Annotated in this window: 19 protein-coding genes and 1 tRNA gene; 10 read left to right on the top strand and 10 right to left on the bottom strand. The window is 54.8% G+C overall.

The window, feature by feature from the left end; translation table 11 throughout:
* Positions 1–305 precede the first annotated feature (305 nt).
* Positions 306–396: transfer RNA gene (locus tag E0L35_RS23275), tRNA-Ser, on the bottom strand.
* A 49-nt stretch (positions 397–445) separates the two neighbouring features.
* A complete protein-coding gene (locus tag E0L35_RS23270) occupies positions 446–2,152 on the bottom strand; it encodes a potassium/proton antiporter (protein WP_009287833.1) in 1,707 nt (568 codons plus the stop codon).
* A gap of 152 nt (positions 2,153–2,304) precedes the next feature.
* Here E0L35_RS23270 and E0L35_RS23265 point away from each other — a divergent pair, with 152 nt between their 5' ends.
* Both E0L35_RS23265 and E0L35_RS23260 read left to right on the top strand, forming a co-directional pair.
* Positions 2,305–3,441, top strand: a complete 1,137-nt coding sequence (locus E0L35_RS23265) for an ABC transporter substrate-binding protein (RefSeq protein WP_027959544.1) — start codon at positions 2,305–2,307, stop codon at positions 3,439–3,441.
* Between the two features lie 105 nt (positions 3,442–3,546).
* Positions 3,547–3,783: a hypothetical protein gene (locus E0L35_RS23260; protein WP_321169480.1), complete on the top strand. Its 237-nt coding sequence runs from the start codon at positions 3,547–3,549 to the stop codon at positions 3,781–3,783.
* Between the two features lie 34 nt (positions 3,784–3,817).
* Here E0L35_RS23260 and E0L35_RS23255 read toward each other — a convergent pair whose 3' ends face one another.
* From E0L35_RS23255 to E0L35_RS23245, 3 genes are all read right to left on the bottom strand, one after another.
* A complete protein-coding gene (locus tag E0L35_RS23255) occupies positions 3,818–4,621 on the bottom strand; it encodes an alpha/beta fold hydrolase (RefSeq protein WP_138801559.1) in 804 nt (267 codons plus the stop codon).
* A 40-nt stretch (positions 4,622–4,661) separates the two neighbouring features.
* Positions 4,662–5,330 (bottom strand): 7-cyano-7-deazaguanine/7-aminomethyl-7-deazaguanine transporter, encoded by a 669-nt coding sequence (locus E0L35_RS23250; protein ID WP_009287831.1) that lies wholly within the window; start codon positions 5,328–5,330, stop codon positions 4,662–4,664.
* Positions 5,331–5,536: 206 nt separating this feature from the next.
* Positions 5,537–7,510: a propionyl-CoA synthetase gene (locus tag E0L35_RS23245; RefSeq protein ID WP_263364928.1), complete on the bottom strand. Its 1,974-nt coding sequence runs from the start codon at positions 7,508–7,510 to the stop codon at positions 5,537–5,539.
* A gap of 278 nt (positions 7,511–7,788) precedes the next feature.
* Here E0L35_RS23245 and E0L35_RS23240 point away from each other — a divergent pair, with 278 nt between their 5' ends.
* Positions 7,789–8,109: a metalloregulator ArsR/SmtB family transcription factor gene (locus E0L35_RS23240; protein WP_022523354.1), complete on the top strand. Its 321-nt coding sequence runs from the start codon at positions 7,789–7,791 to the stop codon at positions 8,107–8,109.
* Between the two features lie 17 nt (positions 8,110–8,126).
* Here the strand turns inward: E0L35_RS23240 and sohB are convergent, their stop codons facing one another.
* Positions 8,127–9,170: a protease SohB gene (gene sohB, locus E0L35_RS23235; RefSeq protein ID WP_022523353.1), complete on the bottom strand. Its 1,044-nt coding sequence runs from the start codon at positions 9,168–9,170 to the stop codon at positions 8,127–8,129.
* 181 nt (positions 9,171–9,351) lie between these two features.
* Here sohB and E0L35_RS23230 point away from each other — a divergent pair, with 181 nt between their 5' ends.
* Positions 9,352–9,663, top strand: coding sequence for an SCP2 sterol-binding domain-containing protein (locus E0L35_RS23230; protein ID WP_022523352.1), 312 nt, complete (start codon positions 9,352–9,354; stop codon positions 9,661–9,663).
* 25 nt (positions 9,664–9,688) lie between these two features.
* Here E0L35_RS23230 and nudC read toward each other — a convergent pair whose 3' ends face one another.
* The 4 genes from nudC to E0L35_RS23210 are packed head-to-tail and all read right to left on the bottom strand — an operon-like array spanning position 9,689 to position 12,572.
* Positions 9,689–10,474, bottom strand: a complete 786-nt coding sequence (nudC, locus tag E0L35_RS23225) for an NAD(+) diphosphatase (RefSeq protein WP_022523351.1) — start codon at positions 10,472–10,474, stop codon at positions 9,689–9,691.
* Positions 10,467–11,207 carry a DNA polymerase III subunit epsilon gene (gene dnaQ, locus E0L35_RS23220; protein WP_138801557.1) on the bottom strand — a complete coding sequence of 247 codons (741 nt, stop codon included), beginning with the start codon at positions 11,205–11,207 and terminating at the stop codon, positions 10,467–10,469. The genes nudC and dnaQ overlap by 8 nt, the downstream gene beginning before the upstream one ends.
* Positions 11,207–11,677, bottom strand: a complete 471-nt coding sequence (gene rnhA, locus E0L35_RS23215) for a ribonuclease HI (RefSeq protein ID WP_022523349.1) — start codon at positions 11,675–11,677, stop codon at positions 11,207–11,209. The genes dnaQ and rnhA overlap by 1 nt, the downstream gene beginning before the upstream one ends.
* Positions 11,670–12,572 carry a methyltransferase domain-containing protein gene (locus tag E0L35_RS23210; protein ID WP_138801556.1) on the bottom strand — a complete coding sequence of 301 codons (903 nt, stop codon included), beginning with the start codon at positions 12,570–12,572 and terminating at the stop codon, positions 11,670–11,672. The genes rnhA and E0L35_RS23210 overlap by 8 nt, the downstream gene beginning before the upstream one ends.
* A 111-nt stretch (positions 12,573–12,683) precedes the next feature.
* On the opposite strand from E0L35_RS23210, the gene gloB reads away from it, so the two are divergent.
* The 6 genes from gloB (at position 12,684) to E0L35_RS23180 (ending at position 20,494) form a co-directional block, all read left to right on the top strand.
* Complete coding sequence (gene gloB / locus E0L35_RS23205; protein ID WP_009287828.1) at positions 12,684–13,451, top strand: hydroxyacylglutathione hydrolase; 768 nt, start codon at positions 12,684–12,686, stop codon at positions 13,449–13,451.
* 30 nt (positions 13,452–13,481) lie between these two features.
* A complete protein-coding gene (locus tag E0L35_RS23200) occupies positions 13,482–14,705 on the top strand; it encodes a transglycosylase SLT domain-containing protein (protein WP_027959550.1) in 1,224 nt (407 codons plus the stop codon).
* A 42-nt stretch (positions 14,706–14,747) separates the two neighbouring features.
* A complete protein-coding gene (locus E0L35_RS23195) occupies positions 14,748–16,688 on the top strand; it encodes an extracellular solute-binding protein (RefSeq protein WP_138801555.1) in 1,941 nt (646 codons plus the stop codon).
* 77 nt (positions 16,689–16,765) lie between these two features.
* Complete coding sequence (locus E0L35_RS23190; protein ID WP_007114307.1) at positions 16,766–17,839, top strand: microcin C ABC transporter permease YejB; 1,074 nt, start codon at positions 16,766–16,768, stop codon at positions 17,837–17,839.
* Between the two features lie 2 nt (positions 17,840–17,841).
* A complete protein-coding gene (locus E0L35_RS23185) occupies positions 17,842–18,918 on the top strand; it encodes an ABC transporter permease (protein ID WP_027959552.1) in 1,077 nt (358 codons plus the stop codon).
* On the top strand, positions 18,911–20,494 hold the full coding sequence (locus tag E0L35_RS23180) for a dipeptide ABC transporter ATP-binding protein (RefSeq protein WP_138801554.1): 1,584 nt from the start codon (positions 18,911–18,913) through the stop codon (positions 20,492–20,494). The genes E0L35_RS23185 and E0L35_RS23180 overlap by 8 nt, the downstream gene beginning before the upstream one ends.
* Positions 20,495–20,568: the final 74 nt, after the last annotated feature.

Raw genomic sequence — 20,568 nt, 5'->3', positions numbered from 1 at the left:
TTCCTACTACTCGGCCCAGCATGTCCCTAATGTGACGGTGCCAACAAATCGCCAGCACTCATAATTCTTAGATAACAGTATCTTAATGAAAAGTGGCTGTCATCTCTCCAGAGCGTGTGCACAGGAAGGTTCAATTGGAATGTGATCTGAAAGCAAGTAACAAAAAATGACTAGGAAAAGAGGAGTGTCCAAAATAGTTCAGTTCTGCTCAATGAGAGCCAAAACCAAAGTATGGGCTGGGGTATGGGCTAGCTAAATTACAGGTACAAAAAAGCCGCTGAAATCAGCGGCTTATTCGTAATAGTTGGCGGAGGGACAGGGATTCGAACCCTGGATAGGCTATTAACCTATGCCGGTTTTCAAGACCGGTGCATTCAACCGCTCTGCCATCCCTCCGGCTTATGGGTGCGTATACTAACAGCTTTTCCTTGGAAGTCAACGCCTTTTAGTACAAACGTAACCCGACGCGGGTAATCTTTCCGCCTTCCATATCGCTGACCACCCAATGAATACCATGCCAATCGACGTCGTCCCCGATAACCGGGTGGCCGCCCACGCGCAGGGCGATAAATTCCGCCAGTGTCATGTCCTGCTCACCGGGGCTGAGCGTTAGGCCATAGGCTTGGGCGATATCCTGCATTTGCGCGCTGCCATCCAGGGTAAAGGTACCGAAGAAGGCGCGCTCCTGCTTGAGCTTGGCATCGCCATTGAATAGTCGGTTAAGCGCGTACAAGTCCTCTGAGCGGCCGATCACACAAATCACATCGCCCAGCTTCAAGCGCGTGCTGCCCTTGGGGTGCAGCATGGCGTGGTCGCGGAACAGCGCGGAAATCAAAGCACCTGAAGGAAAACGCAGCAGCCGAATGGGCACGTCCTCTAAATCCTGGTTTTCGACCCCGTACACAAACAGCTCAAAGTCGTTTTCCGGCAGGATGCCCAGCGGGCCGCGCCGGTTAGGCACGGTGCCTACCGGCACTTCCACCTTCAACCACTTGGCCATCAGCGTCAGTGAGCCACCCTGAATCAGCAGCGACATCAATACCACGGCGAAGGCCACATTAAAGTAGAGCGAGGCGTTTTCTACCCCGCCAATGACCGGGAAAATAGCCAGCACGATAGGCACCGCCCCTCTCAAGCCCACCCAGGCAATGAAGAAGGTTTCCCGCCAACGGAATTTGAAGAACGGTTTGATGGTGATCAGCACCGCCAACGGGCGGGCAATAAATATGAGCGCCAGTGCCACCAAGCCCGCGGGCAGTGCCACGTCCCATAACTCACTGGGTGTAACCAGCAGGCCAAGCACCAGGAACAGGCCGATTTGGCTTAGCCACGCCAAGCCGTCGTGCACCGGCAGAATAAAGTTAAGGTGGCGCCCAGGCTGGTTACCAATCATCAAACCAGCAAGGTAGATGGCCAAAAATCCGCTACCGCCCAGCACACTGGTTAAACCGAATACGCTGAACCCCAGAGCCAGCGCCAGCATGGCATAAAGGCCTGGGGCTAAATCGAGCCAGCGAAGCAGCTTGGCACTCAGCCAACCGCCCCCTAGGCCGACAATCAAACCAATACCAAACTGAGAAAGGAAAAACAGCAGGGTTTCAACGGGGCCGCCAATATCACCAACAAGCAGCTCAACCAGCATCAGGGTCAGGAAAATTGCCATCGGGTCGTTGGTACCCGACTCGATCTCCAGCGTCGCCCCTACCCGTTCGTTGAGATTAACGCCGCGACCGCTGAGCATGGAGAAAACCGCAGCGGCATCGGTTGAACCTACGATGGCGCCAACCAGCAGGCCCTGTACTATCGTTAGGTCAAAAATCCACATCGCGATAACGCCAACAATGGCGCTGGTGATAAAGACGCCGAAGGTCGCGAGGGAAAGCGCGGGTTTAAAACCCACTCGGAAGGTTTTGAGGCGAGTACGTAAGCCACCGTCTAACAAAATCATGGCCAGCGCGAGGTGGCCGATGGCAAAGGCCATGGAGTAATCGTCAAACACTACGCCCAGTACGCCCTCTTCACCTGCTAGCATGCCTAGCCCAAGGAAGATCAGCAGCAGCGGCACACCCATCATCGACGATAAGCGGCTGGCCAAAATGCTGAGGGCCATAAGAGAACCGCCTACCAAAAAGAACGTATAAATTGTGTCCATGACTCTCCGTCTCTACATCAATACAGCGCTATTATTGCATGTAACCGTTGAATTTACTGTCTCTTCTCAGCGCCCCCTTATGCTCAAGGGGCTGGTCAGAAGCTTTCCCAGGCGGCTACACTTCGCCGTTACAACCCCTGGAGTTACTGACTATGTTGCGTTGCCTCTTACGCTGTTGGCACCCTATCCTGTTGAGTCTTATCGTCACCTTATTGTTTTCTAATTCAGTTATTTACGCAAATGAAGAGCGCGAAGAAAGCCCTTCAGAAACGGCCCCGCTGACGCTAGATACAGATGTTGAGGTGCCGGAAGCATTTTGGCGAAACATTGACAGCGAAAGCGTCGAGGAAGTGCCCACCACGGCGCAAACCCCGGCACCGCCGCTCGAACCACCGCCGGTTAAACACATCACGCTAATGCTGGATTGGTACTTGAGCCCGCAGCACGCAGCCTTGGTGATTGCTAAAGAGCGAGGGCTGTACGCTGCCCAAGGACTTGAAGTGGAGATTCAGTCACCGGCCGACCCCTCCATCGCTATCAAGCTGCTAACCGCAGGTGAAGTCGATTTGGCGCTGACCCGCCAGCCGCTGCTTCATATGCAGGCTCATAACGGCGCGCCAATCGTCCGCATCGCGACACTGATCGAAACCTCGCTGACGGCAGTCATTGTGGCGGGCGAGGAGCAGGCGGAAACCGAAAATACCTTGGCAGGGTTACACTATGGTTATACCACCGGAGAAGGTCGCGACCTGAGCATCCCGCGTTTACTCCCCCGCTCGGTACAGCAAACCGATGATTTCACCCCGCCCATCAACCTGCACTTCGACCCCATTCGAGCAATGCGGGAGGGTCAGATTGACGCGGTCGCCGATGGCTTTTACCACTACCTTCCTCAGCAGTTGGCGACTGAAGGCATTAACACCCACGTCATTCGCTTCGATGAGTTAGATATCCCCCGTAATGACGGCCTGGTGGTATTGGCCAATAGCGATACGCTTGCGCGCCGCGCTGATACCTGGTCTCGCTTCGTGCTTGCCGTTGAGCAAGCCAGCCACTGGATTATCGACAACCCTGACGCCGCATGGGAGCTGCTGATTAGCGCGCACCCTGTGCTCGATAATGACATTAACGCCAACGCCTGGGAGGACATCCTGCGCCGCATGGCGCTGAGCCCCGCGGCGTTAGATAGCCGCCGTTACGCTGACTTTGAAACCTTTCTACACAAAATGGGCCTTACTGACGAGACGCTGCCCGTATCGCGTTTAGCAGTAGATCCACACACTTTATAGCCAAGTATTAATAGCTCTCCATCCACTACCATGGCGGCCCATGAGCGAAACAGCTTTAATTTTTGCAAAAGGTAAGGGGCGTTGTTTTGCCAATCAGGTGGGCAAGTGCCGTGTGGCGCGTGCAATGGTCAGGAGTCGATAGCAGCGCATACCCAGGGGGCGCAGGAAGCGCTCACCCAGCTTCAGGTCAATGTTTGGCCGTGGCCGGGCAGCATTGCTATTGAGGGGCAGTCAGCGGGCGCTACAGCAGCGCCCGCACGCTTTGATGTGGATAGCTACCGAATTTTGAACCGTTTCTTGCGTTACCCAGAGCAGCACGGCTTAACGGTCACGCCACTGTGATAAAACAGCGCTTCTTAAGTATTTGAACACGCATCTACTGCGCGTCTAGAAACGCCGTCACTGCCTGCTGGAAGGCTTCCGGCTGGTCGGCGTGTAGCCAGTGACCGGCATTTTTGAGCGTTACCACACGAGCGCGGGGTAACACTTCACGCAGCGCGGGGATCATATCGTCAGCCACATAGTGGGAATCGCCGCCGCGTAGCACCAGCGCCGGGCCTTCAAAAGGCTGCTCGCCATCGGGCACGCCGATAATGTCGCTATAACCACGCTTGATCTGATCTAAGCCTACCCGAAGCGCCATCACGTTATCGTCATTGCGCACCAGATTAGTGGCCAAGAACAACCGTGTGGGTCGCGACTCAACATGCTCGCCCAGCAGATCATCGGCTTCACGACGATTTTTGGGCTGGCCTTCCCGCACATTATCGAGCGCGGCAAACACATCATCGTGGCCGTGCTCATAAGCCACCGGGGCAATATCCGCCACAATCAACGACGCCACCCGCTCAGGCGCCAAGCGCGCCAAACTGATCGCCACTTTGCCACCCATGGAGTGGCCCAGCACATGAGCGCGCTCGATCGAGAGCTTGTCCAATAGCGCTATCACGTCATCCGCCATGGTGGCGTAACGCATTCCCTCTGCATGGGGTGAGCGGCCATGGTTACGCAGATCCAGCGCAATCACCCGGCGGCTGCCCTGCCACACTTTTAAGTGCGAACGCCAATTATCGGCACTCCCCAGCAAACCATGAATCACCACCAGCGGAGGTGTATCCGCGGCGGCTTCGTCGGCGGGCATATCGATAAAGTGGAGATCAACGGTGGCAACGTCAGTCATGCTAGCTCCTCAGCCTTGCGGACTCTGTGTGTTTACGCGATTACGCCGTACGGGGCTCGGCATCCACCTGGCCTGTCCAAACCACCAAGCGGCGCGTTAGCCAGGCAAGCAGCAAGCCATACAGCGGAAGGAAAAACAGCAGGCTGATAGCGAGCTTAATGGCATAGTCGACGGCGGCAATTTCTATCCAATTGGCGGCCATAAACGGGTCTGGGCTGTTATAGAACGCCGCCGAGAAGAATGCAAAGGTGTCGGCCAGGTTACCCAACACCGTTGAGCAAACGGGTGCCACCCACCATGCCCACTGGCGCAAGCGGTCAAACACTTGTACATCCAGCAACTGGCCAATCACATAGGCCAGGAAGCTGGCGAGGGCGATACGGGCGACAAACAGGTTCCACTCCGAAAGTGCCTCAATCCCGGCAAAGCTGCCGCGGGGAAATACCACGGATACCACATAGGAGACCAGCAGTGCGGGAAGCATAACGCGCAGAATAATCGATCGCGCCGGCCCTTTGCCAAACAGACGTACCGTTAGGTCGGTGGCTAGAAAAATAAACGGGAAGCTAAACGCGCCCCAGGTGGTATGAAAGCCAAACAGCGTAAACGGCAGCTGAACGAGATAGTTACTGGCGGCAATAATGCCGATATGGAAAGCCACCATCACCATTAGGCAACGGCGGTGTTGAGTCTCACTCAATGCAAACATGCGGGTAGACCTTTTTTTAATAGATAAGAGGGGTTAGGGAACCCTCGGGGTAGTAAGCGCATCGCCAAATCAACGTTGATAAAACTGGCGCTGTTCTGGGGAGCGCATTATACGGCTTATACATGATATTAAAAGCCAAGGGATGGAAGCCGCCACCCCTTGGCAATCTGCATGCCCTCGCACTTGGCTAATAAAAAGTAGCCGCATCAATCCAGCGGTGTGGCTCTATCAGCGGCACCTACCGAGCGTTCACGCATGACGGCGTGAACATCGGTCAGGCTGGTGGGGTCATCAATGGTGGAGGGAATACCAAACTCTTTGCCATCGGCAATCGTGCGCAGTAGCTTGCGCAGAATTTTACCCGAACGGGTTTTGGGTAAGCGGTCGACCACTAACACCTGCTTGAAGCAGGCAATTGGGCCAATATGCTCGCGAACCCGCGCAATGAGCTCGGCCTCCAGTGTCGCTTCATCGCCATTAAAACCATCTTTAGGAATCACCAGGCCAATCGGCAATTGCCCTTTAAGATCGTCATGAATCCCAATCACCGCGCACTCGGCCACCGCGGGATGGGCGCCAACCACCTCTTCCATTTCACCGGTCGAGAGTCTGTGCCCTGCCACGTTAATGACGTCATCGGTACGGCCCATAATGAACAGATAACCCTGCTCATCAAAATAACCGCCATCGCCGGTCAAATAATAACCGGGGAACGCCGCCATATAAGCGCTATGAAAACGCTTCTCGTCGCGCCAAACGCCGGTCAAACAACCTGGCGGCATGGGCTGTTTGATCACTACACTGCCCTGCTCCATGGGTTTGGCCTGTTCACCATCACGGTTGAGCACCTGCACATTGAAGCCAGGAACGGGGAACGTTGCGGATCCCGCTTTGGTGGGCACGGCCTCTATGCCGGGCAAGTTGGCGGCGATGGGCCAGCCGGTTTCAGTTTGCCACCAGTGATCAATCACCGGTACGTCCAAAAGGTCATCCAGCCAGTGAAACGTGGGTGGATCGAGGCGTTCTCCGGCCACATAGAGGTGCTTTAGGCTGCTGATATCGTAGTTCAGTAACAGTTTAGCATCAGGATCCTCTTTCTTAATCGCACGGAAGGCCGTGGGCGCAGTGAAGAAACTCTTCACCCGGTACTCCTCGATCAAGCGCCAGAAGCTGCCCGCATCGGGGGTTTTTACCGGCTTCCCTTCGTATACCACCGTGGTGCAACCAAGTAGCAAGGGGGCGTAAACAATGTAGGAATGCCCAACGACCCAGCCCACATCCGAGGCGGTAAAGAACACTTCACCGGGCTCCATGGCGTAGATCGCCTGCATCGAATAGGCCAGCGCTACCGCGTAGCCACCCGTATCGCGCATAACACCTTTGGGTTTTCCGGTGGTGCCTGAGGTATAGAGGATATACAGCGGGTCGGTTCCCTTCACCGGCACGCATTCAGCAAACGGCGCCTTCGCAACCAACTCTTCCCAGTCGTAATCGCCCTCCTCCAGTTCAGCCCGGTGCGCTTCACGCTGATAAACGACGCAGGCATCCGGCTTATGGGCGCTTAATTCAACGGCTTGGTCTACCATTGGCTTATAGGGCAACACCTTGCCCAGCTCGATACCGCAGGAAGCGGCAACCACCACTTTAGGCTCGGCGTCTTCAATCCGCGCCGCCAGCTCATGGGGGGCGAAACCACCAAATACCACCGAGTGAATAGCGCCAAGCCGCGCGCAGGCGTACATGGCCACCAGCGCTTCGGGGATCATCGGCATATAAATCACCACGCGATCCCCCTTAGTGATGCCTAGTTGCGTTAGCGCCCCCGCGAAATACGCCACTTTATCGCGCATTTCGCGGTAGCTAAGGGTGAGCTTGGCTTGTGCGGCAGGCGAATCCCAGAAAATCGCCGCCTGATCACCGCGCCCATTTTCGACATGATAATCCAGTGCAGCGTAGCTAAGATTCATTTCACCGTCGCTGAACCAACGAGCATGCTCTTTCCCAGGGCTCTGCTCATCGTAGCTGAGAATGGTTTTGGGCGGCGTATACCAGGGAATACGTTTGGCCTGCTCGGCCCAGAACGATTCAGGGTGTTCGATGGAGCGTTGGAAGGTGTGTTGGTAGCGGTTCATGGTATCCCTATCTTTTTTGTAGTAACGATCAAGGAGAATTGTTGACACTTTATAAAGGAAACCGATATTTCGCCCTCATACTATGGGCTAAATAGCGACCAAAGCGGTAGACAGGTACCAACATTGTCGACAAGATGTCGAATGACTACCATTGATTAACCGTTAAACAGAAGTTTGGACAAAACTCGCTAAATTACTGATCATTAAACAACATGATCCTCGCGACGCGACGATGCCTCGACAACGTACAGCAATGCCTTTAAAACGACGCCTTTAAAATAATGCTTATAAAACGCTGATGTAACAGTGTAGGCAAGGAGATCATTATGTCTGCTTCTACAAGCGCCGCTACACGCCTGCTTGAACATAACTGTCGCGCTATTGAGGCGGGAACCAACCTGCTAAAAGCGTTGGCCAATGAAAAACGGCTGCAAATCCTCTGCCTTCTTGCCGAGAAAGAGCTGTCAGTGACGCAAATTAATCAACAGCTTGCGTTAAGTCAGTCGGCACTTTCGCAACATCTGGCTATTTTGCGGCGTGATGAGCTCGTCGATACCCGACGGGAGTCACAAACCATCTATTATTCGTTAAGCAGCGAAAGCGCCAAGGCCGTGATTGACACCTTGGCACACCATTACGCTGCATAACGCTTCAGGGTTTAATCTCAGCGCCGCTGCCACCCAGCGGCGTCGATTAGACCAAGCGCTTTCAGCGCTGCTTTTTCAACACCTTCTGAAATGGCCAACCCCAGTTTACGACTGACGGTTTTAGGGGCTTCTAGCTTCACTGTGAATACTTGCGCCTCGGTCATACGTTCTACCAGATAGGCTTCGCTAGTCCCTACGCTGTCGACAAGCTGTAAAGATAGCGCCTCGCTACCGTACCAAATCTCGCCTGTGGCGAGGGTGTCAATATCCATGCTGGGACGCCGTTCTGCCACATAGCCTTTAAACAAGCGGTGCGTATTCTCTAAATCCTCCAAGAACTTCGCTTTACCCTCTTCGGTATTTTCACCCAGCACGGTTAAGGTACGTTTGTATTTACCGGCGGTAAGCAGTTCGACGTCAACATCATGGCGCTTAAGCAGGCGATGAATATTGGGAACTTGTGCCACCACGCCGATGGAACCAATCACTGCGAAAGGCGCGGCCTTGATGTGCTGTGCAGTACAGGCCATCAGGTAACCACCGCTTGCCGCCACCTTGTCGATACAGACGGTTGTGTTTAACCCCGCCGTACGCAGCCGGTCTAACTGCGCCGCTGCCAACCCATAGGCATGCACCAGGCCACCCGCGGACTCAAGACGCACCACTACCTCGTCTTCCTTAGCGGCGACACCGATGATGGCCGATACCTCTTGAGCAAAATGCTCGGTTTGCGAGGCTTTCAGATCGCCATGGAAGTCGAGCACCCAAACCCTTGGCGCTGAGGCGCCGTCTTGCTCCGTTTTGTGCTCCTTGTGACGCTTTTTATCTTCACTGCGAAATAGTTTCAGCAGTTTTTTGCGCGCACCAGGGAGCGTGGCAGCCAGCCGCAAACGCCGGACACGGCGGCGTCGTTGATCGTTAAGTGGCTCGATCGTGAGTTTCAGCTCGCTCTCTTTGTCCTGCTTGGTTCGTGCAATCAGCAGCAGGCCAAAGCCTATCAGCGCCATCACGATGGTGGTTTGCACAACAAAGGTGCCTATCTCTGCTACCCATTCACTCATTGACGTTCTCCATTAGAGGATTAATTCCTTTATAGCTCGTACGTTGTATATGCGTATGCTGATAGTGACTAGCGCGCTTGATTGGAACGCCCGTATGAAATAACCTCGCTTGCCTTTACGATTGTTTCTTTTGGCTCTGGTCGCTAGCCTTAGCCTGATCTACTTAACCGAGAGATATGTTATGTCAAACAACACCCTTGAGAAGTTAAAAGCGCGTTTTAATCCGGAAGCGGCAAAGGGCATGGATGAAGTTTTCCAGTTTCACTTTACCGATGCGGGCAGCTACTACTTAAATATCCAAGATGGCACGCTGGACGTACAAGAGGGTGAGCACGACGATCCTTCTGTCAGCTTAAGCCTAACCACTGACACGCTAAAAGGCATTATGAGCGGTGAGATCAATGGTATGACGGCCTTTATGACCGGTAAGCTAAAAGCGACTGGTAATGTCATGCTGGCCACTAAGCTGACTAGCTTATTCCCTAGCGAGTAATCGTCATATCGGCACGCGGCGCCGCTTACTCTTCGCGCCAGCGTGCCAAATGGGTTTCGATTAGTTCGCGGGATATCGAGTAAGGCGGCGGCAGAGAGGGCAACTGACGAGGTGAAAACCACGCCGCATCGCTAATTTCCACCCCATCGATGCGAATGCGCCGGGTGGTGGCTTCGGCGAAGTAACCAAACATCAACGAGTGCGGGAATGGCCACGCCTGACTTTGGTGATAACGCAGTTGATCGATATGCACGCCCACTTCCTCAAACACTTCACGATGCACCGCCTCTTCCGCTGACTCCCCAGGCTCGATAAAACCCGCCAAGGTGGAGTAGCGCCCGGGTGGAAAGCGCGGACTGCGGGCAAGCAGCATCGCCTCCCCGCTGGTCACCAGCGTGATAATACACGGTGAGATACGCGGATAGTTGCGGTGCCCACAGGCGTGGCAGTGCATAGCAAATTCCGCAGTTAGCTTGGTGGCCGGTGCACCACAGCGGCCGCAGAAACGGTGATTCTCTAACCAAGCACCTACCTGCAGCGCCGTGGAAAGCAGGCTAAACCAAACGGTTGAAAGCTCGCTCATCCATTGACGACCATCAATCCAATCGTTTCCAGCTTGGGATTCCACAAGCAGCGCCACCGGTTCATCATCCCAGTAACACAGCGGCTGCATCTGCTCTGTCCAGGGTTGATAGGGCTGCAGCGGGGTCAACTCTTCACTACCGTTTAACGGTGCGGGCGCCAATAGGCTACGCGACAGCCGAATAACCCGACCAGCTTGTTCGTGATGGGGGATTTCTCGCCTAAGCATCGCTGGCCGCACCCTCCTCAAACCAGTTCAATTGATGCGCCTCGCACTTGGCCTGATGGGCCGCTCGCTCTTCGTCTGTTGGCCGCACCACGCGCAACTGGCCCGGCGTTAAAGAAAGCCGCTGAATCGACATTCCCTCATTGGAGGTATCCGCCTGCTCCTGTTCCGCTGCGGAGGCCGCGTCCAAGGTCAGCGCGGTCTGTCCACCGGTCATCGCCAGGTAGACTTCGGCGAGGATTTCAGAATCTAACAGTGCGCCGTGCAGTACCCGGTGGCCATTGTCGATATCGTAGCGTTTGCACAATGCATCAAGACTGTTGCGCTGACCGGGGTGCATCTTCCGCGCCATGGTCAGCGTATCTAATACGCCACAATGATCGCTTACCGGCCCCAACACAGGGGATTTACGCTGCCGATTCAACATGCCCAGCTCGTGGTCAATAAAGCCCACATCGAAGGGGGCGTTATGAATCACCAGCTCTGCGCCTTCAATAAATGCCCAAAACTCATCGGCAATTGCCGCGAAGACCGGCTCGTCAGCGACTTTGGCGTCATCAATCCCGTGAACGGCGACTACTTCAGCATCGATATGCCGCTCAGGATTGATGTATTGGTGATAAGTGCGACCAGTGAAGCGTCGATTGACCATCTCAATAGCACCAATTTCGACTAGGCGATGGCCATCTTTGGGGTCAATACCCGTGGTTTCAGTATCCAAGATCACCTGACGCATCATGCTCTCCTCTTTTGGTGCTCATCAATCGCTTCATTGGCCAGCGCATCGGCGCGCTCGTTGCCAGGGTGGCCGCTATGCCCTTTTACCCAGTGCCACTCGACTTGGTGGCGCTGGGTCTCTTCGTGCAGGGTCTTCCACAGTTCGGCATTTTTGACCGGCTGCTTGGCAGCGGTTTTCCAGCCGCGCTTGATCCAGTTATGAATCCACTGGGTAATCCCCTGGCGTACATATTGGGAGTCAGTCCAAAGCGCCACTTCACAAGGGGTATTGAGGGTGCGTAGCGCCATAATCGCAGCCATTAACTCCATGCGATTATTAGTGGTATCTGCTTCATAGCCTTTCAAGGTTTTCTCATGCTCGCCACTCGCCAGCACGACGCCCCATCCGCCGGGCCCTGGGTTGCCCCTACAAGCCCCATCGGTATACACCGTTACCCGAGGTAGATCTCCCGCCGCCTCTTTAGTCAATCTCCTGATCCCCCGGTCTATGTAAAACAGATTTATGTAAAACAGGCTTCTGTGGATCAGCTTTATTTGAATCAGCTGTGTGCCTATCCGTTTGCCGTGTTTTGGCTTGCGATGTTCTAGCGGGAGGCGTTTGATAAGCTTGGTAGTGGGTGGATGAGCCTGAGCGGGTAACTCCCAACGACGCCGGGGACACTGGCGCCTTCAAACCAAATTTCAAACGCTGCACTGGCGCTTGGCGCTGCTGTCGGCGTGCTTGAATCATATAACTTTCGCCCAGCGGCAGGTTATGCCGCCGCCCTAACGACTCCCAATACTCACCGCACTTGGCGTTCATCCGCCCCCTGAAACAGCAATAGTCTACCCGCTCCACCTCAAAGTCGACAAACGCCAACCAGTCCCGCAGGCGGCTAGCCGAGCGCCAGGTACCGCTCAAGGGAAACGTCTGTTGGCGCTTTCGCAACTGCCGGGTAAGACCACTCACACCGACAGGGTTAAAACCAAACAGCACCATAATGCCGTTGTCAGCAGTGACACGCGCAGCCTCCTGAAGCGTAAAGTGGGCATCGGTTAAGTGCTCAAGCCAGTGGTGGATGACCATCACATCTAAACAGCGATCCGGCAGCGCAAGCTGATCCGGTGGGCATACCAAGGTGCTATCGTTTTCGGCTAACTGACGCGTAGGCAACCAGCGTATGGGGTGCGCAATGGCCGACATGGTCATCAGTGCCGGCCCCATGCTCATTTCCAAGCTGTGGCCGCCCACACGCGATTCCACAACGGGCCCTAAGCAGGCACGCTGTGTTTCCCACAGCGAACGCCCCGCCTCTGTTTGCCAATAAGGCTGGCTACTTTGTAAGCGCTTAGCCAGTGTCGTGGCCATCGTCGAATTTGACATGAACAGCGCTTCCCTCCACAGTAACGGCTTTTTAACGCCTTTTACGCACCGATTTAGCGCTAATAAGCGCAATGTTTGATGTGTTTTTTCGTAACTTAAAGGATCTCGCCGATGATGAGCGTGACACCGATCCCCGCCCTTAGCGACAACTATATTTGGCTATTAAGACAAGATACCAGTCAAAGCGTTTGTGTGGTGGATCCCGGTGAAGCTGCCCCGGTGATCGAGTTTCTTGAGCGTGAGTCGCTCACCCTAAGCTGCATTCTGATTACTCACCATCATCATGATCATACCGGTGGTTTAGCAGAATTAATTAAACGCTACTCTCCGCACGTTATCGGCCCCGACAATCCCAAGATTGAAGGCATCGATGAAACCGTGGGTGATGGCGACGAAGTCCGCATTATGGGTCGCTTGTTTGACGTCATGGCGACCCCCGGCCATACGCTGGATCATATCAGCTACTTCACAGCGGGTATCCCTGCACTACTGTTCTGCGGTGATACCCTTTTTTGCGCGGGTTGCGGTCGTTTATTCGAGGGTACCCCGGAGCAAATGTACACCGCGCTGAAAAAATTTGCGGAACTCCCTGAAGATACACTGGTCTTTGCAGCCCATGAGTACACTCAGGCAAACCTAACGTTTGCCCGTGCTGCGGATCCTGAAAACGAAGACGTCAAACACGCCTTGCAGGAGTGTGAAAAGGCGCGGGCATTGGATCGCCCCACCTTACCCAGCACGATAGGACGCGAGCTGAAAATTAATCCCTACCTCCGTGTGGGCACTGATAGCGTGCGCCAAGCGGCAGGCACCCAGGGTGTTAATAATGATGATCTCGCTACGTTCACCACTCTACGCGAGTGGAAGAACCGTTTTTAAGAACGCTATCGAAACCAAACGAATGCAACTATGACCTATCGAACGATTCGCCAGCGCTTGATGCTGAGCGCTGGCAGTACCGTAATAATGGGCCTAATGTTAGCCGCTGCGGCAAGCTCACAAGCCTCTGCGACAGCCTATGAAGGATCTACGGCATCAACCAGTAAATCAGTAGACGCTACAAAACCACGCCCCACGCCGTTCCGAATCCATTTTTGGGAGGCGCTGGAGCTGGAACCTCAGGACGCTTGGACAACGCTGCGTAAAAGCTTTCAGTGGCAAGAGAAGTCACTGCCAGACGAGGCCCAAGCACGGGTAGACGAATGGATTGAGCACTACCGTTCCAGCCCCGAAAACATTGCTACTATCACCGAACGCGCCTCTCCCTGGCTTGCCTGGATTACCCAGCAAGTTAGCGAGCGTGGCCTGCCTGGTGAAGTCGCGTTAATACCCTTCGTCGAGAGCTCCTTTGACCCAGGCGCGCGAAGTCATCGCGGCGCTGCTGGGCTATGGCAGTTTATGCCCGGCACTGGTGATGCATTGGGTTTGGTACGCAACGGAAACTACGATGGCCGGTTAGACGTTTTAACCTCCACCGAAGCGGCGCTGGACTACTTGGAAATGCAGGCCGATCAGTGGTATGAAGGCGATCTGATGCTTTCATTAGCGGCTTATAACGCCGGCGCAGGCACCGTTAACCGCGCTCGACGCCAGGCCCAAAGCCAAGGCCTAAACGGTGATTACTGGGATCTCTCGCTGCCCTATGAAACCATGCAGTATGTGCCCAAACTGAAAGCCATCGCGACCATCATTAACGACCCTGAGCAGTACGGTGTCAGCTTGCCGGAAATACATGTTGATCCGGCCTTCGCTAAAGTTAAGTTGGCCCAAGCAGTGACGCTCTCAGAAGCCTCTCAACTGCTGGGTGTCAGCCAAACCGCGTTAGCCGAATTAAACCCTGGCTTGCTCAATGGCAGCATTGACCCCCGTAGTGCTCAGACACTGCTGGTACCTGAAGAAGTGGATACCCAGATGCTAGCGCAGCTTTCTCAAGGCGGCAGTCAAACACAAGACAGCAACCAAGCGCTTGCGCAAAACAGCCGTGGCAATACCCACCGCGTTGAAAGAGGCGACAGTCTCTCTGCGATTGCGGCCCGGTATAATATTGACCAGCAAGACCTTATACGCTGGAATGCGATTGACCGCCCCAGCACTCTGCAACCAGGCCAACTGCTGACACTTTCAGGGCGTTAAACCGGGTTAACTAGTTGGCTTTGTTCACATGGGATGTCTCAAATGCCGCGTGGTTTGTTTTTTGCGAAAACGCTTCTACTCATCAGTGGCCTGCTGTCCAACGTTTCAATACTGGCTTCAGACGCCGAAACAATAGCGTCAGAGTCGACGTCTATCACCGCCACCAACACTAATGTGGTGGGTGATTTGAACACCGACGCAAACAACGTGGTTCCTATTGAAACAGTTCATGGGTTATCGCTTTACGATAGCCCCGAGCTGCCAGCCGACTTCCCCTACTTCCCTCACGTAAACCCACAGGCCCCCAAAGGCGGCACCATTACCCATACCGCCGTGGGGAGCAGCTTTGACTCGACCAATCCGTTTATTATTCGCGGCACGCCAGTTACCGGCATTTCACAAATTTATGACACCCTTATGGTCAGCAACCCCAACGAGCCCTTTAGCCTCTACGGCTTGCTGGCCGAAGGCGTGCGCCTTGACCCTGACAGGGAGTGGATTGAGTTCGACCTGCGCCCTGAAGCGCGTTTTCAAGATGGGGAACCTGTCACGGCCTACGATGTGGTGTTCTCGCTTAATCTGCTCCGCGAAGAGGGAAATCCGTTTTACGCCAGTTACTACGCGGGAGTGGAAGAAGCCATCGCCCTCAATGAGCATCAGGTACGGTTCACCTTCAACGACACTCAATCCCGAGAGCTGCCGTTAATCGTCGCCCAGTTACCCATACTCCCCCGCCACTACTGGGAGCCCCGCGAATTCAACTCCCCCACCCTTGCGGCACACCCAGGCTCCGGGCCCTATCGCATTAGCGAAGTAGACCCAGGTAGGCGAATTGTTTATCAGCGCGATGAAGATTATTGGGGTAAAGATTTGCCGGTCAACGTTGGCCGATACAATATTGATCGCATCATTTACGACTACTACCGTGACCGCGATATTGCCTGGGAAGCTTTTAAAGCGGGACTGACGGACTTCCGTACCGATGCACGCGCCGCCACCTGGGCGATTGGCTATAATTTTCCAGCCTATGAAGAGGGCTTGGTTAAGCGGCTAACAGTGCCTGATGTTAACCCCTCCATGATGCAGGCGTTTGTCTTCAACCTGCGTAAAGAGAAATTTCAGGATCCGAGGGTGCGGGAAGCACTGAGCCTGACCTTTGATTTTCCGTGGCTCAACACCAATATTTTTTACGGCACTTACCAGCGCACCAAGAGTTTTTTCCAAAACTCTGAAATGGAAGCCACCGGCTTACCCTCTGAAGAAGAACTGACACTATTGGAGCCTTTTCACGAAGCGTTAATAGCCTCTCACGGCTCTGACCGTCTCTTTACCGAGCCGCTGCCCATTGAGCAGCCCACTGATTTGCGCGAGAGGCTGCGCAAAGCGCTCGACCTGCTGCGTGAGGCAGGTTATCGCGTAGAGGACGGCGTGCTAGTCAATCAGGAGACTGGACGGCCGTTAAGCCTCGAAGTATTGCTCTATGACTCAGGCCTTGAACGGGTCGTTCAACCCATGCTTCGCAACATGGCCCGCTTGGGGGTGCAGACATCGCTGCGTATCGTTGATATTAATCAATATTTAAACCGGCAGCGCAATTACGACTATGACATAGTGATCAGCCATTTCCCGCAGTCGAACAATCCGGGCAATGAGCAGCGCGACTTCTGGACCAGTGCCGCCGCCGAAGCACCGCAAAGCCGTAACCGGATGGCGCTGGCACATCCGGCGGTCGATGCACTGGTGGAGGAGATCATTAGTGCTGAGGGCCGTGAAGAGTTGGATACCGCCACGCGCGCGTTGGATCGGGTACTGCGCTGGGGGTTCTATGTGATTCCCCACTACCACTCTGGGGAGACCCGCATCGCCATTTGGGATAAGTTTGGTTACCCCGAACCCTTCCCCAAATACGCCATGGATCTGGATGCGTGGTGGGTAGACACTGACCGTGAAGCAGAACTGCAGCGCCGCCAGCGCGGCCGTTAACTTTGGCCCGATTACAACTTCTTAAATGCAACGGCTTGTCCTCAACGGTTTCATCGTCATAAACCTCGGAGTGCTCTGTGGCCCGTTATACCCTACGCCGACTGCTGCTAATGATTCCGACCCTTTTCGGGATCATGCTACTCAATTTTATTATTGTTCAGGCGGCGCCGGGTGGGCCAATTGATCAGATGCTGGCGCGTTTTGAAGGCGCCGACGCCATGGCCAGCACTCGCTTGGATATGGGGGGCGCCGATGTCCAGGTCAGCGATGACTCCCGGGGAGCCCGAGGTATTGACCCACGCTTTATCGAGCAGCTGGAGCAGCAGTTTGGTTTTGACAAACCCGCCCACGAACGCTTTATCGGCATGATGGCGGATTACCTCACCCTCGATTTTGGCACCAGTTTCTTCCGCGACCGCCCGGTCACAGAGCTGATGATCGAGCGGCTGCCGGTTTCCATATCACTGGGGCTCTGGACGACACTGCTGGTCTATTTAATCTCTATCCCGTTAGGCATTAAAAAAGCGCTACGCCACGGCTCCCGGTTTGACGTCTGGTCGTCGGGGTTAGTGATTGTCGGCTATGCCATTCCGGGCTTCCTGTTTGCCATCCTGCTCATTGTCCTGTTTGCCGGGGGCACCTACTGGGACTTATTCCCTTTACGCGGTTTGACCTCACCCGACTTCGACCAGCTTTCAGCCTGGGGCAAGGTCAAAGACTACTTCTGGCATATCACACTGCCGGTTATCGCCGCCTCGATTGGCAGTTTTGCCACGCTGACGATGCTAACCAAAAACAGCTTTCTCGATGAGATTCACAAGCAGTATGTAATTACCGCCCGCGCCAAGGGGGCCGACGAGCGGCGCGTGCTTTACGGCCATGTGTTTCGCAATGCCATGCTGATTATTATCGCGGGCCTACCCGCCGCCATGATCGGTATTTTCTTCACCGGCGCGCTGCTTATCGAAGTGATCTTCTCCCTGGATGGGCTGGGCCTGCTCGGTTTCGAAGCGGTCATGCAGCGGGATTACCCGGTGATTTTCGGCACCCTATTCCTGTATACCGTGATCGGCTTAATCCTCAAGCTGATTTCCGATTTGACCTACGTGTGGGTAGACCCGCGTATCGATTTTTCGACTCGGGAGTCGTGATAATGGCCTCTTTATCATCACGTTTATCGCCTATCACTCGCCGTCGACTGTCCGCTTTTAAAGCCAATCGCCGTGCCCGGGTGTCACTTTGGTTATTTGCCACGCTGTTTATTCTTAGCCTGTTTGCCGAGCTAATTGCCAACGACAAACCGATCATCATGCAGTACGACGGCCAGTGGTACTTTCCCATGCTGGTGGACTACCCAGAAACCGAGTTTGACGGCTTTCTACCGACCCGAACGGACTATCTGGATCCCTTTGTTCAGCAACAAATTGATGATCATGGCTGGGCGCTATGGCCCATTATTCCGTTTTCATATCAGACCCTGGACATGAATATGACCCGCCCTTCTCCGGCCCCGCCGGATAGCCGCCACTGGCTGGGCACCGATGACCAAGGGCGGGATGTGACCGCACGGGTGATTTATGGCTTTCGACTCTCGGTAGCCTTTGCACTGGCACTCACCGCAGGATCACTAGTCGTCGGTGTGGTAGTGGGCGGTGTGCAGGGCTACTTTGGCGGCAAAATTGATTTGATCGGTCAGCGATTCACTGAAATTTGGTCCGGCTTACCGGTGCTCTTCCTGCTGATTATTTTAGCCAGCTTTGTTCAGCCGGGATTTTGGTGGCTGCTGGGGATTATGCTGCTCTTTTCGTGGCTGGGCCTGGTCGATATCGTGCGTGCCGAGTTCCTGCGTGCACGCAATTTGGAGTATGTGCGCGCGGCCAAAGCCATGGGCTTGCCGTCACGTTTAATCATGTGGCGTCACGTGCTACCCAATGCCATGGTCGCCACGCTGACGTTTATTCCGTTTCTGTTTACCGGCGCCATTGGCACCTTGACCGCTCTGGATTTTCTCGGCTTCGGCCTGCCGCCGGGTGCTCCCTCGCTGGGTGAGCTTGCTGCCCAAGGCAAAAATAATCTACACGCCCCTTGGCTGGGCATCACGGCGTTTATGACCTTGGCGATCATGCTGTCACTGCTGGTATTTATCGGCGAGGGCTTGCGCGACGCCTTTGATCCCCGCCACGTACAACAGCGCCAAGCAGGCCCAGCTCAGGAGACTCAGCATGCCTAATCCCCTGCTGCGCATTGAACACCTTGATGTCACTTTTGATAGCACCCCGGTGGTTCACTCACTCTCACTCACCCTCCATGCAGGTGAAACCCTGGCCATTGTCGGTGAGTCCGGCTCGGGTAAATCGGTATCGGCGCTGGGCATGGTGAATTTGCTGCCCAGTAATGCCAGCGTTCAAGGCGAACGCTGGCTAGGTGATACCAATCTGGCCACTTTAACGGAAACTGAGTGGAACACGGTGCGTGGCAATCGCGTCGGTTTTATCTTCCAGGAGCCGATGACCTCGCTCAACCCCCTGCATCGGGTGGGCAAGCAGATTGGTGAGGCCTTGCGGCTGCATCAAGGACTGCGGGGCCAGGCGGCCCGGGAACGCTGCAAAGAACTGTTGGAACAAGTGAAACTACCGCGCCCGGACGAATTGTTGGATGCCTGGCCCCACCAGCTCTCGGGTGGGCAGCGCCAGCGGGTGATGATTGCCATGGCGATTGCCAACAATCCCTCACTGCTGATTGCCGATGAGCCCACCACCGCGCTGGACGTCACGGTACAGCAGGAGATTCTCGCCCTGCTGCGTGAACTACGCGATCATCATGGCATGGGCATGCTGTTTATCAGCCACGACTTAAACCTGGTGCGCCGCCATGCCGATCGCATTTGCGTGATGTACCAGGGACGTATTCAAGAAATCGGCCCGGTGGAGCAGGTCTTTCAGCACCCTCAAAGCGATTACACTAAAGCGCTACTGGCCGCTGAGCCGGAAGGTAGGCCCCAAGCTATAGAGCATACAGCGCCGCTACTGACCGCTCGTCAATTAAGCGTGAGCTTTAAGCGCCCTAAGACCGGCTTATTTAAGCGCCAGCCCCCTGCTTTTGTGGCGGTGCATCCAATAGATTTTCAAATCACGCCAGGGGAAACCCTGGGCATTGTCGGTGAATCCGGCTCAGGTAAAACCACGCTGGCGTCAGCGGTCATGCGGCTGGTCACTAGCCAAGGCGATGTTACCCTTGGCAAGGATAAACTAAGCGCCCTAACCGGCGATGCGTTACGCCGCCACCGCCATCGCCTGCAAATGGTGTTTCAAGACCCCTATGGCGCGCTTTCACCGCGCATGCCAGTGTTTGATATCGTCAGCGAGGGGCTGCGCTTTCACTACCCCCATCTCACCACTGAAGAAGTCACCCAGCGGGTTAATCAAACGCTGCACGAGGTAGGTTTGCCCGAGAGCTGTGCCGCGCGCTACCCCCACGAGTTCTCCGGCGGTCAGCGCCAGCGCATTGCCGTGGCAAGAGCGATTATCTTAGAACCGGAACTATTGGTGCTGGATGAGCCAACCTCGGCGTTAGACCGTACCGTGCAGAAGCAGCTAGTCGCCCTGTTGCGCGATTTGCAGGCACGCCGTCAGCTAAGTTATTTATTCATAAGCCATGACTTAGCCGTTGTGCGTGCCATGGCACACCGTATTATGGTGCTCAAGGATGGCGAAGTGGTCGAACAAGGCCCCTGCCTAGAGGTGCTTTCAGCGCCACAGCACGCTTATACTCAAGCGTTGATTGCCGCTGCGCATCTGACTCACTAGTTCTGACTTACTAACTTTATCGAGTCACGATACTTGCTATTGTTGGTGTCAGAACAAAGATAACGGTATAAATA

This window comes from Halomonas sp. ATBC28 (assembly GCF_005937175.1).
In the GTDB taxonomy this organism is placed as follows: domain Bacteria; phylum Pseudomonadota; class Gammaproteobacteria; order Pseudomonadales; family Halomonadaceae; genus Vreelandella; species Vreelandella titanicae.
The sequence above is the reverse complement of the archived record's forward strand: the minus strand, read 5'-3'. Positions and strand labels throughout refer to the sequence as shown.